This window comes from Streptosporangium sp. NPDC051022 (assembly GCF_040683035.1).
In the GTDB taxonomy this organism is placed as follows: domain Bacteria; phylum Actinomycetota; class Actinomycetes; order Streptosporangiales; family Streptosporangiaceae; genus Streptosporangium.
In genome coordinates, this window is the sequence record NZ_JBFBCF010000026.1 from 1 (window position 1) to 14,903 (window position 14,903).

At 73.3% G+C, this 14,903-nt stretch carries 7 protein-coding genes; 4 read left to right on the forward strand and 3 right to left on the reverse strand.

What is annotated here, in order from left to right:
• From AB0N02_RS33090 to fdhF, 3 genes are all read left to right on the forward strand, one after another.
• The coding region (locus tag AB0N02_RS33090; protein WP_363954440.1) for a GAF domain-containing sensor histidine kinase at positions 1 to 1,325 on the forward strand (1,325 nt) is incomplete at its 5' end.
• A gap of 332 nt (positions 1,326 to 1,657) precedes the next feature.
• Positions 1,658 to 3,334 (forward strand): NAD(P)H-dependent oxidoreductase subunit E, encoded by a 1,677-nt coding sequence (locus tag AB0N02_RS33095; RefSeq protein WP_363954443.1) that lies wholly within the window; start codon positions 1,658 to 1,660, stop codon positions 3,332 to 3,334.
• On the forward strand, positions 3,331 to 6,018 hold the full coding sequence (gene fdhF, locus AB0N02_RS33100; protein ID WP_363954445.1) for a formate dehydrogenase subunit alpha: 2,688 nt from the start codon (positions 3,331 to 3,333) through the stop codon (positions 6,016 to 6,018). The genes AB0N02_RS33095 and fdhF overlap by 4 nt, the downstream gene beginning before the upstream one ends.
• 144 nt (positions 6,019 to 6,162) lie before the next feature.
• Here fdhF and AB0N02_RS33105 read toward each other — a convergent pair whose 3' ends face one another.
• Positions 6,163 to 8,817, reverse strand: coding sequence for a GNAT family N-acetyltransferase (locus tag AB0N02_RS33105; RefSeq protein ID WP_363954447.1), 2,655 nt, complete (start codon positions 8,815 to 8,817; stop codon positions 6,163 to 6,165).
• A gap of 271 nt (positions 8,818 to 9,088) precedes the next feature.
• On the opposite strand from AB0N02_RS33105, the gene mgtA reads away from it, so the two are divergent.
• On the forward strand, positions 9,089 to 11,845 hold the full coding sequence (gene mgtA, locus AB0N02_RS33110; RefSeq protein ID WP_363954449.1) for a magnesium-translocating P-type ATPase: 2,757 nt from the start codon (positions 9,089 to 9,091) through the stop codon (positions 11,843 to 11,845).
• A gap of 154 nt (positions 11,846 to 11,999) precedes the next feature.
• On the opposite strand, the gene AB0N02_RS33115 is transcribed toward mgtA, so the two are convergent.
• Positions 12,000 to 14,132 (reverse strand): glycoside hydrolase family 65 protein, encoded by a 2,133-nt coding sequence (locus tag AB0N02_RS33115; protein ID WP_363954451.1) that lies wholly within the window; start codon positions 14,130 to 14,132, stop codon positions 12,000 to 12,002.
• A complete protein-coding gene (locus tag AB0N02_RS33120; protein ID WP_363954453.1) occupies positions 14,107 to 14,865 on the reverse strand; it encodes a beta-phosphoglucomutase family hydrolase in 759 nt (252 codons plus the stop codon). The genes AB0N02_RS33115 and AB0N02_RS33120 overlap by 26 nt, the downstream gene beginning before the upstream one ends.
• Between the last annotated feature and the right edge of the window lie 38 nt (positions 14,866 to 14,903).

Genomic DNA, 14,903 nt, shown 5'->3' on the forward strand with positions numbered 1-14,903 from the left:
GCCACCCCCCGATGGGGTCGTTCCTGGGCGTGCCGATCCGGGTCCGCGACGAGGTGTTCGGCAACCTCTACCTCACCGAGAAACGCGGCGGCGGCGGCACGTTCGACGAGGAGGACGAGGCGATCGTCACCGCGCTGGCCACCGCCGCGGGCGTCGCGGTCGAGAACGCCCGGCTGTACGAGGACACCCGGCGCAGGGAGATGTGGCTGCAGGCCTCCTCCGAGATCACCACCAGCCTGCTGTCGGGGGCCGAGCTGTCGGAGGTGCTCACCCTGATGGCGCGGCGGGCACGGCAGATGACAGGCGCCGACGTCGTGGCGGTGCTGATGCCCGACGATGCCCGCAAGATCCTGCAGGTGATCATCTCTGACGGGCTGGCGGCCGACCAGGTGGCACACGCCGAGGCGGAGATCTCCGGCTCGCTGGCCGGACGAGCCTTCAGCAGCGGTGAGCCGCTGATGGTCACCACCCCGGCCGAGGCCGGCGTACCGGTGACCATCGCCGGGTACGCCTCGTTGGGGCCGGTGGCCGCGGTGCCCATCGGGGCGGCGGGGACTGTGCGCGGTGTGCTGTCGCTGGGCAAACGCTCCGGCCGCATCCCGTTCAGCCAGGCGGAGCTGCACACCCTGCACTCCTTCGCCGGGCAGGCCGCCATCGCGCTGGAGCTGGCCGAGACCCGGATGGACGCCGAACGCCTCGGTCTGCTGGAGGACCGTGACCGGATCGCCCGTGACCTGCACGACGTGGTGATCCAGCGGCTGTTCGCCGTGGCGATGACGCTGATGAGCACCGTACGGCTGGTGGATCGCCCCGAGGCCTCCTCACGGCTGCAGAACGCGATCGACGAGCTCGACGGCACCATCCGGCAGATCCGCTCGACCATCTTCGCGTTGCAGACCCCCCAGCAGGACCGGGAGTCCGGTCTGCGCGCGCAGATCGTGGGGCTGGTCGAGGGGGCTCGCGGTCATCTGGGTTTCATGCCGGGCCTGGAGATGGAGGGCCGGCTGGACAGCGAGGTACCGGCCGAGGCCGGCGAGCACCTGCTGGCCGTGCTGCGGGAGGCCCTGTCCAACGTGGTACGGCACGCCAGGGCCTCCAAGGCCGAGGTGCGCGCCGAGGCGGCCGGTGGACGGCTCACGCTGGTGGTGACCGACAACGGGGTGGGACTGCCCGCCGACGGCAGGCGCAGCGGGCTGCGCAACCTCCAGGAACGGGCCGAACGACTGGGCGGCTCCTTCACACTCGACACACCGCCGCAGGGGGGCACTCAGCTGGTCTGGAGCGTCCCGCTCGCCCATCCCCGATCGGCGTCGCCCGCGCCGTGACCGCCGAAGTGCGGCCTGGAGGGACCTGCGTCCACGGAGATCTCGGAGATCCCGGAGATCCCGGTGAGAGCGGCGGATCGTGGACGGCGGGGCTGCGGGTGCCGGCCGAGAGCGGGCTGCTCGTCCGCGGGCACCTGCCGGACCTCTGGTGAAGGGGGCGCCCGGCGGCGTTCCGGTACGGAGACGATCAGGTCGTCGACGACCGGGCGTGCCCGGGTCCGATGCGCGCGTCCGGGCCGGGCAGACGGGCCGGGCAGACAGGGGCGAAGGTCCCTCCCGCGCCGGGCCCATAGCCCCTGAGAGAGGAGGCGTGAGGGAACCATGCTGGTCCTATGGGGACTTTTAGCCGCTTTGATGCTTTTCGTGCACTCGGGTGCCGAAGAGGACGTCACGGTGCCCGGCTGCTGGAGGCTCTGGCCGAAACCACCGCGGGTTCACCGGACGGTCCGCAGGCGTGGGCGCCCCAGGTGGCCGAGCGCCTTGGTCTACCGGCGGCCGCCGGGCTGGGGCCGGCCACCTTCTACGCCGACCTGGCCGCCCCGCACGGCCGTCGCCACGTACGGGTCTGCGCCGCGGCGGCCTGTTTCGCCGCCCGCGCGGGCCGTCATCTCACCGAGGTCGAGAACGCCCTGGGCGTCAGGGCCGGCGACGTCGACCGGGAAGCGGGCGTCTCGCTGCAGGCGGTCCGCTGTCTGGGCTTCTGCTACGCGAGCCCTGGGTGCCTGGACGGTGACACACCGTGCACCGGCCCCACCCTCGTCGATCAGCTGGCCGGGCGGCTGCCGTCGGTGGCTCCCGAGATCCCGGCCCATGACGCCACCGGTGATCCGGTCGTGCTCGCCGGGATCGTCGCCGGTGAGGAGTCCTGGAAGGTGTGGCCCGAGACCGTGGCCGCAGGAACCCCGGGGCGGATTCAGGCCGAGGTGGCGGCCTCCGGCCTGCGAGGGCGGGGCGGTGCCGGGTTCCCGGTGGCCGCCAAGTGGGGCGCCGCGGGCGGATCGCCGGACACGGTGCTCGTCGCCAACGGCGACGAGGGCGATCCGGGTTCCTACGCCGACCGGTTGCTGATGGAGGCCGATCCGGCACGGGTGCTGGAGGGCCTGGCGCTGGCCTGCCTGGCCTGCGGAGCCCGCCGCGCCGTGGTGCTGGTGCGCTCGGAGTATCCGCGGGCACTCGCCCGGATGCGGGCGGCGGTGCAGGACGCCTACGCCGACGGCCATCTGGGCCGGGCGGTCCACGGTGGTGACGTGCACCTGGACATCGAGGTCGTCGAGGGCGCCGGATCGTATGTGGCGGGGGAGGAGACCGCGCTGATCGCCGGTCTGGAAGGTGGTCGCGGCTGCGCGCGGCCCCGGCCGCCCTATCCCACGCGGCAGGGCCTGTGGGACGCCCCGACCGTGGTCAACAACGTCGAGACGCTGGCCGCCGTGCCGTGGATCGTACGGCGCGGCGGAGACGCCTACGCCCGCCGCGGCACCCCTGCCGAAGCCGGGACGAAACTGGTCTGTCTGTCGGAGCGCTTCGCCCGGCCGGGGTGCTACGAGGTCGAGCTGGGCACTCCGGTGATCCGTATCGTCACCGAGTCGGGCGGCGGCCTGCGCGAGGGAGCCGAACTGGGGGCCTTGCAGGTGGGCGGCCCGCTGGGCGGCTTCCTGCCCCCCGACGGACTGGACGTGCCGCTGACCGAGGCCGACCTGGCCCGCCGCGGCGCGGCGCTCGGGCACGCCGGGCTCGTCGCCTTCGACCGGCGGGTGACGGCGAGGGAGGTGCTGCGGCACGTGTGGGAGTTCGCCGCCTCGGAAAGCTGCGGAGCCTGCTCTCCGTGCCGGGTGGGATCGCGCCGGGGGCTGGAGATCGCCGCGGCGGGCGCGCCGCCCGGTGAGGAGTACGCGCGGCTGCTGCGGGTGATGGGTCAGGGCAGCCTGTGCGCCTTCGGCCGGCGGGTGCCGGCCGCGGTGCGCAGTCTCGCCCGCGCCTACGGGGACGAGCTCGGGGGGTGGGACCGGTGAGAGTCGACGTCGACGGCGTGATCGTCCACCTGGCCGAGGGCGCTTCGCTGCTGGAGGCGGCCCGTCTGGCCGGGGCCGAGCTGCCCACACTGTGCCACGACGACCGCCTGACCCCGGCGGGCTCCTGCCGTACCTGCCTGGTGAGATCCGGCGGGAACGTGGTGGCCGCGTGCGTCACCCCGGCCGCCGACGGCACCGTGGTCGAGGTCGCCGCCGACGAGCTGAGAGCACTGCGCCGCGATGCCGTGGAGCTGATCGTCTCGGCTCTGCCGCCCCGGGCCCTGGACGGCGGCGCGGAGGGCGGCGAGCTGGCCCGTGTCTGCCACGAGCTGGGGATCACGCCGGACGGCGCCCGGGGGCGGGGCGGGCGGGGCCGTGACGACTCCCACCCCTACGTTCATCTGGACCGGGACCTGTGCATCGCCTGCGGCCGGTGCGTGCGCATGTGCGCCGAGGTCCAGGGCACCTTCGCCCTCACCCTGACCGGCCGGGGCGCCGACACGGTGGTCGCGCCCGGCACGGGCGGACCGTGGGCCGATTCCGACTGTGTCTCCTGCGGCGGCTGCGTCGACACCTGCCCCACCGGGGCGCTCACCGAGCCCGGCCTGCCGGCGGGCGGCAGGGCGAGGATCTCGGGACGGACCCGCACCACGTGCGGCTACTGCGGCGTCGGCTGCTCCCTGGAGGTGCTCACCCACGACGGCGAGGTCGCCGCGATCCTGCCGGACCACGACGGCCCGGTCAACCAGGGGCACGCCTGCGTCAAGGGACGTTTCGCGCACGGCTTTCTTCACTCACCCGAACGGCTCACCCGGCCGCTGCTGCGCCGCGACGGCCGCCTGGAGCCGGTGAGCTGGTCCGAGGCCCTCGGCCACGTCGCCCGCGGCCTGCGCGCGGCCCTCGCCGAGGGCGGCCCCGACGCGGTGGCGGCGATCTCCTCGGCCAGAGCCACCAACGAGGAGAACTACCTGATCCAGAAGTTCATGCGGGTCGCCGTCGGCACCAACAACGTCGACAACTGCTCCCGCCTCTGCCACGCCCCCTCGGCGGCCGGACTGACCGCCGCCTTCGGCCTGTCCGGCGGCACCGACTCCTTCGACGACGTGGAGAGGGCCGACTGCCTGCTGCTGGTGGGCGCCAATCCGGTCGAGGCGCACCCCGTGGTCGGCGCGAGGCTGCTGCAGCGGGTTCTGCGCGGTGCGAGCCTGATCGTCGCCGACCCCAGAGCCGTCGGGCTGGCCCTTCACGCCGACGTGCACCTGCGGCCCCGCCCCGGTTCCAACGTCGCCCTGTTCAACGGCCTGGCGCACGTACTGCTCGCCGAAGGCCTGATCGACGACGACTTCCTGCGCCGCCGCGCCGCCGGGCTTCCGGAGCTCGCCACGCTGCTGGCCGGCTACCCGCCGGACCGGGTGTCCGTCCTCACCGGTGTTCCGGCCGAGGACCTGCTGGCGGCCGCTCGTCTCTACGGGCGCTCCGAGCGACCGGCGATCGTCTACGGGCTGGGCGTCACCGAGCACCTGCACGGCACCGACGGGGTCCGTGCCCTGACCAACCTGGCGATCCTGCGCGGCGCGGTCGGCACGGGACGCGGCTTCGGGGTCAACCCGCTGCGCGGCCAGAACAACGTCCAGGGCGCCTCCGACATGGGCGCGCTGCCCGACCTGCTGCCCGGCTACGCCAAGGTGGCCGACCCCGCCGCCCGGGCCAGGGCCGCCGACGTCTGGGGAACGCCGCTCCCGGACCGGCCCGGGATGCGCATCCCGGAGATGTTCGCCGCCGCACGCGCCGGAACGCTGCGGGCCCTGTGGATCGTCGGCGAGGACGTCTGCGTCACCGACCCCGACGCCACCCGGGTCGCCGAGGCCTTGGAGGCGTGCCCGATGGTCGTCTGCCAGGAGCTGTTCCTGTCCGAGACGGCCCGCCGCGCCGACGTCGTGCTGCCGGCCGCGGCCTGGCTGGAGAAGGACGGCACCTTCGTCAACTTCGACCGCCGCTTCCAGCGGGTCCGCCCCGCCCTGGACCCTCCGGGGGAGGCCAGGACCGACTTCGCGATCGTCCACGCCCTCGCCTCGGCCCTCGGCGTGGATCTCGGCTGCCGGACACCGGCCGAGACCCTGGCCGAGTGCGGCCGGGTGGCGCCGCTGTTCGCCGGAATCTCCCACGAACGCCTCGACCGTGAAGGAGCCGTCCCCTGGCCCTGCCCGGACCCCGGACGGCCGGGAGAGGCGAGTCTCTACCGGGAGCGGTTCGCCACCCCCGACGGCCTGGCCCACCTGGCCGCCTGCCCCTATCTCCCGCCGGGGGAGACACCGGACGACCGTTACCCCCTCATCCTGGTCACCGGACGGCGCTGGGCGCACTACAACTCCGGGAACATGACCCGCCGCACGGCCAACCTCGGGCTGGAGGCGGCCGACCGGCTCGATCTTCATCCCGCCGACGCCGCCCGGTACGGCCTCGGCGAGGGTGATCCGGTCACGGTGCGCAGCCGTCACGGCCGTGCCACGCTGATCACTCATCTCAGCGACGATGTGGCGCCCGGCCAGGTCTTCTGCGCCTTCCACTTCCCCGCCGCCGGGGTCAACACCCTCACCTCCGGCCACGCCGACACCGTGACGTCGTGCCCGGAGTACAAGGTCACCGCGGTACGGCTGATCCCGGGATGGGATGAAGCGATGTGAACAGGACGGACGCCGCGGCGCCGGGGGACGAAGGACGGCCTGCCGCGACAGGGTGAACGTTCCCTCCCGCTCGGAACGACCTCCTCCGGGGAGGGCGGGCGAGGCACGGTCCGGCGGATCCGGGGGCGGGGCGGGCCTGGTCGTTCATCGCAGTCTCCTGCGGAACGGCGACGGCGGCGGGGCGCTGGGAGCGAGCCGTATCCGCACGTCCACGGCCACCGCGCCGGACGCGGTGACGATCACGGGGTTCAGGTCGAGTTCGGCGACCTGGGGAAGGTCGTCCAGCAGCCGTCCCACACCGACGATCTGCTCCCGCAGCGCGGCGACGTCGACGGCGGGGCGTCCCCGGTAGCCGGTCAGCAGCGGCGCGCAGCGCAGTTCGGCGATCATCGCGGCGGGGTCCCGCTCGTCGAGCGGAGGCACCCGGAAGGAGCGGTCGGCCATGAGTTCGGCGGCGACGCCGCCCATGCCGACCATGAGCAGGGGGCCGAAGGTCTCGTGTGCGACGCCACCGATGATCATCTCGACGCCCGCCTCGGCCATCGGCTGGACGATCGCACCGGTCATGGCCGGTCCGATCGCACCGGCCATCTCCCGGTAGGCGCGCCGTACCTCCTGAACCGTCCCGAGGCCGAGGCGGACCCCGCCGACGTCGCTCTTGTGCACCAGACCGGGGCCGCTCGCCTTGAGCGCGACCGGGAACCCGATCGTCTCGGCGGCGGCCGCCGCGCCGCCGGGGCCGTCGGCCTGGACCGAGTCGATGACGCGGACGCCGTAACAGCCGAGCAGGCGGGCCGCTGTGGCGTGGTCGAGCCAGCGGCCGCCGGGATGACACGCCAGGTCCGCCTCCACGAGGCCGCGTGCGGCGACGGTGCCGGCCGTCCGCGGGTCGGCGGGCGGGGACTGCGGCACGCTTCGCCACGACGCGTACTCCACCGCGTGGTGTAGCGCCTGCACGGCCTGCTCGGGAAAGGCGTAGCAGGGCACGCGCCCGTCCAGCAGGCCGTCGTGTCCCGCGATGCACGCGAGCACGGGCTTGACCGCCGTCGCGGTCGCCGCGGTGATGGCGTGGCGGGTTCTGGCCAGCCCCGAGCCGAACGGCGGGGTGTAGACGACCAGGACGCTGTCGATCTCCGGGTCGGCCAGGACGGTCTCGACGGCGAAGGCCAGATCCCGCGCGGTGCCGTCGGCGGTGAGGTCGACGGGGTTGGCCACGGCGGCCGAGGCGGGCAGCCGGGAGCGCAGACGGCCGCGGGTGACCGGGGACAGCTCGGGAACCAGCAGGCCGTACCGCTCGCAGGCGTCGGCGGCCAGCGCCTGAGGCCCGCCGGAGTTGCCGACGACGGCCACCCGGCCGCCGCTCGGCAGCGGCTGGGCCGTCAGCAGGCGCGCGGTGTCGAGCATGTCCTGGACGCTGTCGACGCGGATGACCCCCGACGACTTCAGCAGGGCGTCCACGGCGACGTCCGGGGTGGCGGCGGCCGCAGTGTGGGAGCGGACCGCCCGCTCTCCCGAGCCGCCGCGACCGCTCTTGATCGCGATGATCGGTTTGCGTCCGCTCACCCGCCGCGCGATGCGGCCGAACCGGCGGGGATTGCCGAACGACTCCAGATACAGGGCGATGACGTCGGTCGCGGGATCGTCCTCCCAGTACTCCAGCAGGTCGTTGCCGCTGACGTCGGCCTTGTTCCCGACCGAGGCGAAACCCGACAGGCCGACCCCCAGGTCGTTGGCGCGGTCGATCAGCGCGACCGCGACGGCGCCGGACTGCGACATCAGCGCCAATCGGCCGGGGGCGGGCGGATGGGGCAGGAAGCTGGCGTTGAGGCGGGCTCCGGTGTCGGCGACGCCGAGACAGTTGGGGCCGACCAGGCGCATGCCGGAGTCGCGGCAGATCCTCAGCAGCTCGCTCTCGGCGGCGGCCTGTCCGGCCTCGGCGAACCCCGCCGTGACGACGACGAGGGTGCGCACGCCGTGCTCGGCGCAGTCACGGGCGACCTCCGGCACGACGTGGGCCGGAGTCGCGACCACCGCCAGGTCGACCGGGCCCGGCACATCCTTCACGCTCGCGTGGACGGGCAGGCCGAGAAGGGTGTCGGCGTGTGGATTGACCGGATAGACGGGGCCGGGGAAGCCCGCGTCGAGGACATTGCGCAGGATCCGGTGCCCGATTCCGCCGGGGGCGCGGCCCGCGCCGACCACCGCGACCGCCCGCGGGCGGAACAGCCTGGTCAGACAGGCGGAGGCCGCCTGGTGAGCGCGTTCCTCGATCCGCCTCAGCATGCCCGGCGTCGGCCGCGGGTCCATCCGGATCTCCACCGTTCCGTCGACGAACGCCCGCCTGGTGGCCAGTCCGAGATCGTCCAGCACCCGGAGCATGGGACGGTTCTCGGCCAGTACGTCGGCGACCAGTTCGCGCACGCCCTCGTCGGCGGCGTTCAGCGCCAGGTGCTCGATCAGCAGGGTGCCCAGGCCGCGGTGGTGCATCTCGTCGCCGATCAGGATCGCGATCTCGGCGTCGCCGGTCTCGCCGGGGATGTACTCCGCGACCGCCACCAACTCGCCGCGCACCACGGCCACCAGGGCGCGGCCCAGGTGGTCCGGTTCGGTGACGCGGTCCATGTAGACGTGGGCGCCGGCCCTTCCTCCGGTGAAGAACCGCAGGTAGGTCGAGCGTTCGGAGGATCTGTCGACCAGTTCGTGCAGGGCCGCCCTGTCGCCGGGGCGCAGCGGCCGGATACGGGCGATGCTGCCCTCACGCAGCAGGACGTCACACTCGTCGGGAACGGTTCGCCTCATACCGGCAGCCTCGGTCACCGCCCCGTCGTTCCATAGGGCCGAAGTGCCCTGGCGGGCAGGGACGGTCGTCTCTAACTCCCCGGCCACGGCGGAAGCCCCGCCCGTCCCGCGGAGTGGGCGGTGCCCTCGGGTGTTCCCCGGCCGTCCCGCAGCCCGCCCCGCCGGCACTGGATCCGCCGTCCGGCCCGCGCCTCGACGTGGAAGCGGGCCGAAAGTCCCGGCGGACGGTGTCTTTCGGCCGGGGTCCGCCGGCGCCGCCGATGGTCTGCTGATGAGTATGTGGGCTCCAGGAGGCGATGGCGGAGGGCGGCCGGTCCTGCCGGTGGCGGCCGGTCCGCGTGAGACCGGCGCGGCGGACGGGAACGGCGCGGACGTCACGGGGCTGGCCGCCGGTGAGGCGGCCGCGCTGCCCGCCGTACAGGTGCTGGGGCGGCTGGGGGGCACCGAGGCGGGCCTGTCCGCAGCCGAGGCCGCGCGGCGGCTGACGGTCTGCGGGCCGAACGCGGTGCGCGCACACCACGCCCGCGCGCTGCGGGTGCTGGGCGGGCAGCTGCGCAACGCCGTGCTGATCCTGCTGGCGGTGACCGCGGTCGTCTCGTTCTTCCTCGGAGACAGGACCGACGCCGTCATCATCGGGGTGATCCTGGCGGTCAGTGTGGGGCTGGGATTCGTCAACGAGTACCGGGCCGAGCGCGCCGCCCAGGCACTGCACTCCCAGGTCCGCCACTCCGCCGTGGCGCTGCGTGACGGCCTGCCCGCCGAGGTCGACGTCACCGCGCTGGTGCCCGGCGACGTGGTACGGCTGACGCTCGGCGGGATCGTCCCCGCCGATCTGCGGCTGCTGAGCACGAACGGCCTGGAATGCGACGAGAGCGTGCTCACCGGGGAGTCGCTGCCGGTCGGCAAGACGACCGCGCCGGTCCACCCGGGTACGGCGCTGGCCGAGCTGAGCGGCTGCGCGCTGATGGGCACGGTCGTGCGGGCGGGCGGCGGGACCGGTGTGGTGGTCGCGACCGGCGGGCGGGCGGAGTTCGGCCGCATCGCGCTGGGCCTGGGACAGCGGCAGCCCGAGACCGACTTCCAGGCGGGACTGCGCCACTTCTCGGTGCTGCTGCTCCAGGTCGCGATCGCGCTGACCTCGATGATCCTGGTGACGAACCTGCTGCTGCACCGCCCGTTGATCGAGTCGCTGCTGTTCTCCCTGGCGATCGCCGTCGGGATCACCCCCCAGCTGCTGCCCGCGGTGGTCAGCACCAGCCTCGCGGCGGGCTCCCGCAGGCTCGCCCGCCTCAAGGTGCTGGTCAAGCGGCTGGTCTGCATCGAGGACCTCGGTGACATGGACATCCTGGTCACCGACAAGACCGGCACCCTCACCGAGGGCAGGATCGACTTCCTGGCGGCCCTGGATCCTGCCGGAGACGACAGTGACCGGGTGCTGCTGCTCGGCCTGCTGGCCACCGAGGCCGCTCCGGGAGGTGGAGATCCGGGAGACGGAGGTGCGGCGGTGGCCGGGGCGGTGGCCGGGGCCAACCCGATGGACGCCGCCCTGTGGCGGGCCGCCGACGCCCAGGCGCGGCAGGCCGGCGGCTACACGCGTGTGGGGCTACTGCCGTTCGACCACGAGCGCAGGATGACCACGGCGGTGCTCTCCACTTCCGGCGGGGAGAGGCTGCTGGTCACCAAGGGCGCACCCGAGGCCGTCCTGGAACGCTGTCCGGCCCTGCCCGCCGGAGCGGCCGAGACCCTCCGGGCCCGCTTCGCCGAGGGCGGCCGGGTCGTGGCCGTCGCCACCCGGCCGGTGAGCGCGGATCTGACCGTCCCGCGGGCGACGGACGAGCGCGACCTGACCCTGGCGGGGTTCCTGGTCTTCCTGGACCGGCCCAAACAGGCCGCGGCCGCCTCGCTGCACCGGCTGGCCGAGCTCGGAGTCACCGTGAAGATCGCCACCGGGGACAATCCGCTGGTCGCCGAGAAGGTCTGCGCCGACCTCGGCCTGGCCTCGGGAGGCACCCTGACCGGTGCCGACATCGCCGCCCTCGCCGACGACGACGCGCTCGCCGAGGCCGCCGGGAACGCCACGATCTTCGCCCGGGTCTCGCCGGAGCAGAAGGCCCGGCTGGTCCGGTCGCTGCGCCGCCGGGGCCGGGCCGTCGGGTTCCTCGGCGACGGGGTCAACGACGCGCTCGCGCTGCACGCGGCCGACGTGGGGGTCTCGGTGGACAGCGCGACCGACGTCGCCAAGGACGCCGCCGACGTCGTCCTGCTGGAGAAGGATCTCGGCGTCCTGGCCGACGGGGTCGCCGAGGGGCGGCGTATCTTCGCCAACACCATCAAATATGTGCTGATGGGGACATCGAGCAACTTCGGCAACATGTTCAGCGCCGCCTCCGCCTCGGCGGTGCTGCCCTTCCTGCCGATGCTGCCCGGCCAGATCCTGCTCAACAACCTGCTCTACGACGCCGGCCAGCTCAGCATCCCCACCGACCGGGTCGACCCCGAGCAACTGCGCGCCCCCTCGCACTGGGACATCGGCTTCATCCGCAGGTTCATGCTCTTCTTCGGCCCGATCAGCTCCCTGTTCGACTTCCTCACCTTCGCGGTGATGCTCGGCGTCTTCCACGCCGGTCCCGAGCTGTTCCGCTCCGGCTGGTTCATGGAGTCTCTCGCGACCCAGACACTGATCATCTTCGTGATCCGCACCCGGCGCGTCCCCTTCCTGCGCAGCCGTCCCAGCCTGCCGTTGCTGGCCGCGACCCTCGGCGTCGTCGCCGTCGGGATCGCGCTGCCGCTGTCCCCGCTGTCGCGCACGCTGGGCTTCACCGCACCACCGCCCGCGTTCTTCCTCGCCCTGACCGGTATGGTCGCCGCCTACCTGGTCCTGGTCGAGCTGGCCAAGAAGGTGTTCTACGCGTTCCCGGAGAGCGGCCGGCCCATCGTCAGGCGCCGCGGGCACGTTCACCACGTGCAGCGCCGGGCGGCCCGCTTCAGCCACACCGGCTCCCTGCCCGGCGGTATCGCGCGGCCCTGACCGTCCTCTCCGGAGGATCGCCACAACCCGCGGGGCGGAGGAGGACCGATCACGCTGCCGTCCACCGGGACGAGCACGAGGCCCGACGGCCGGTGCGGGCCGTACGGGCCGTCGGCTTTACCGCCGACTCACCTCATCGGGCACGGGGAGCCCCTCAGGAGGTCTCGAACAGGACGGCGGCTCCGGCCATGGCGCCGAGGTGGATCCCTTCGGCGGTGGTCCCGCCCTGCAGGTCTCGTACGTCGCTGTTGAGTGCCTCGACGAGGAAGGGGTGGGACGCGCCGGGGCGCAGGCGGGCCAGGACCCCGGCGTGGACGACCGCGCTGAGTGTGGATCCGTGGCAGGTGCGGGCCAGGTAGTAGTCGACGGTGCGGGCCGTCATCGCCGGATCCCACTCGTAGCCCAGGCCGGTCAGGACCTCGGTGAGCCCGTCCTCGCCCAGCAGGTGGAACAGCATCAGCACGTCGGCCTGCTTGGATGCCTTGTACCGGTTGGGGGTGTCGCCCTCGGCCTCCAGGATGCGGTCAAGGCGCCGGATGTCTCCGTACTTCTCCCGGTAGGCGGCCCAGTCCAGTTCCCGCAGGGCCTCGTATCCCTCGAACTGGCTGATCACCCCGTCGTGGAAGTCCACCCGCATCCGCCCGGCCATGCCGGTGAAGCGGTCGATCTCCTCCCGGCTCACCCCCTCGGCACCGACCAGGGAGATCGTGTCCAGGACGCGGCGCATCAGCCAGGCGGTCATCACGTTGGTGTAGGCGTTGTTGTCCAGGCCCGGCTCGGCACGGTCCGGATAGCCGTCGTGATACTCGTCCGGGCCCATCACGCCGCGGACGGCGTATCGGTCGCCTTCCCGTACGGCGAGGGAGGCGGAGAACCGGGCGATCTCCACCAGCAGTTCGCCGCCGAACCCGGCGAGGAAGGCGGTGTCCTTGGTGGCCAGGTAGTGCTGCCAGACGTTGTGGGCGATGGCCAGCCCGACGTGGCGCTGCAGGTGGGAGTGGTCGGGCAGCCAGCGCCCCGAGCGGGGGTTCAGGTGCAGGCGGGGGGTTTCCTCCCGGCCGTCGCTGCCGCTCTGCCAGGGGAACATCGCGCCGGTGTGCCCGGCGACGCGGGCGGCCCAGCGCGCCTCGGGCAGCCGCCGCCACCGGTAGCGCAGCAGCGCCCGGGTGACCTCGGGAAAACGCGGGGCCAGGAAGGGGAAGGCGAACAGTTCGTCCCAGAACACGTGTCCCCGGTAGGCCTCGCCGTGCAGCCCGCGGGCCGGCAATCCGGCGTCGAGTTCGGCCAGGTGCGGGGAGGTGGTCTGCAGCAGGTGGAAGACGTACAGGTTGAGGATCTGCTGGACGTCGACGTCCTCGGCCGGTACGTGCGCCCGTTGCCAGAGCCGGTCCCAGGCCCGCACGTGTCGCTTCAGCAGCGCCTCGAAGGAACCGGCCCGCACCACCGCGGTCCTGGCCGCCGCCTCGCACTCGGCGATGGCCCGATCCCGGGAGGTGTAAAGGGCCACCACCTTCTCCACGACGACCTCCTCGCCCGTCGCCACCTCGACGGTTCGCTCGTCGCTCACCCACCCCTCCTCGGACGCTTCTGAGACGACCTGGCCGCGGCCCCCGGTCAGGGTGGTGCGGGCGGCCAGGGCGATCTCCACGCGGGAGGTGGCGGTCCGCGTCAGCAGTTCGATCACCCCGTGGGAGGCGTGCGAGCGGATCGGCACCAGGTGCCGGTCGGCCAGGCCCCGGTAACGGGCGACCCCGGAGTTGGTGACCCGCCTGTCCAGTGCCGAGCGGACCTGGAGCGTCCCGCTCCAGTTCTCCGGAACGATCGTCATCCTCAGGGCGGCCAGGTGCGGATCGTCCATCGAGACCAGCCGCCGCTGCTCCACCCGGGTGATCCGCCCCTGCGGGTCACGGACCCGCAGCAGGCGGGTCAGCACCCCCGCGCGCATGTCGAGGAAGCGGCGACCGGTGAGGATCTCGGTGCGTTCCGGGGCGAACCAGTCGCCGTCGCCGTCGCCGTCGTCGCCGGTGTCGACGGCGCGGAAGGTCAGTGGCAGCCAGTTCGGGACGTTGACCAGGTCCTCGTTGTCCACCGTACGGCCCGCGACCCGCGAGACGAGCCGGTCGTAGCAGCCCGCGACATAGGTGCCGGGATAGTGCACCCCGTCGGCCCGCGCCTCGGGCACGGCTCCCCGGGTCGCGAAGTAGCCGTTGCCGAGCGTCGTCAGCGACTCCCGCAGTCCTTCCTGGGCGGGATCGTAACCGTCATAGGTGAGGAGCCAGGGGTCCACTTCTTCTCCCGCCCAATCGGAGTTCCGCCAGATCGCCGACGACGACGTCGGCTCCAGCCGCCCGCAACGCGTCCCGCGGGCCGTGCCGGGCGACGCCGATGACGAGGCCGAACCCGCCCCGCCTGCCCGCCCGCACGCCCGCGAGGGAGTCCTCGACCACCGCCGTCCGCTCCGGCGCCACCCCGAGTTCCCCGGCCGCCCGCAGGAACAGCGCGGGATCGGGTTTTCCCGCCAGCCCCAGCCGGGCGGCTTCGACGCCGTCGACCCGGATGTCGAACAGGTGGTCGACCGCCGCCGTGTGAAGCACCCGCGCGCAGTTGCGGCTCGCCGAGACGGCGGCCGTGCGCACCCCGCGGAGCCGGAGCTCCCGGACGACCTCGACGGTCGAGGGGAAGGCGGCCACACCGTTCCGGCGGATCTCGGCCAGGAAGGCGGCGTCCTTGCGCGCGGCGAGAGCGGTCACGGTTTCGGGGGCCGGTGTGACGCCCCGGGAGCGGAGGAAGTCCTCGACCCCGTCGCGGCGGGATTTGCCGTCGACGTGACGCAGGTAGTCCTCGCCTGTGCCGAACGGCCGGAACCGCTCGCCGGACCGCTCGGCGTGTTCGCGCAGGAAGGGGTCGAACACCTGTTTCCAGGCGGCGGCGTGCACCCTGGCCGTGTCGGTGATGACCCCGTCGGTGTCGAAGATCACCGCGTCGATCCGGCCGAGGTCCACGGTTGCGGAGAACGACATGCCGAACCCCCTTCACCCGCACGGTACGGCGCCGCGCG

What these genes read in the sequence shown, in the direction of transcription:
- mgtA (WP_363954449.1), top strand. Translation starts at nt 9,089, where the DNA reads ATGAGTATGTGGGCTCCAGGAGGCGATGGCGGAGGGCGGCCGGTCCTG.
- AB0N02_RS33120 (WP_363954453.1), bottom strand. Translation starts at nt 14,865, where the DNA reads ATGTCGTTCTCCGCAACCGTGGACCTCGGCCGGATCGACGCGGTGATC.
- AB0N02_RS33105 (WP_363954447.1), bottom strand. Translation starts at nt 8,817, where the DNA reads ATGAGGCGAACCGTTCCCGACGAGTGTGACGTCCTGCTGCGTGAGGGC.
- AB0N02_RS33095 (WP_363954443.1), top strand. Translation starts at nt 1,658, where the DNA reads ATGGGGACTTTTAGCCGCTTTGATGCTTTTCGTGCACTCGGGTGCCGA.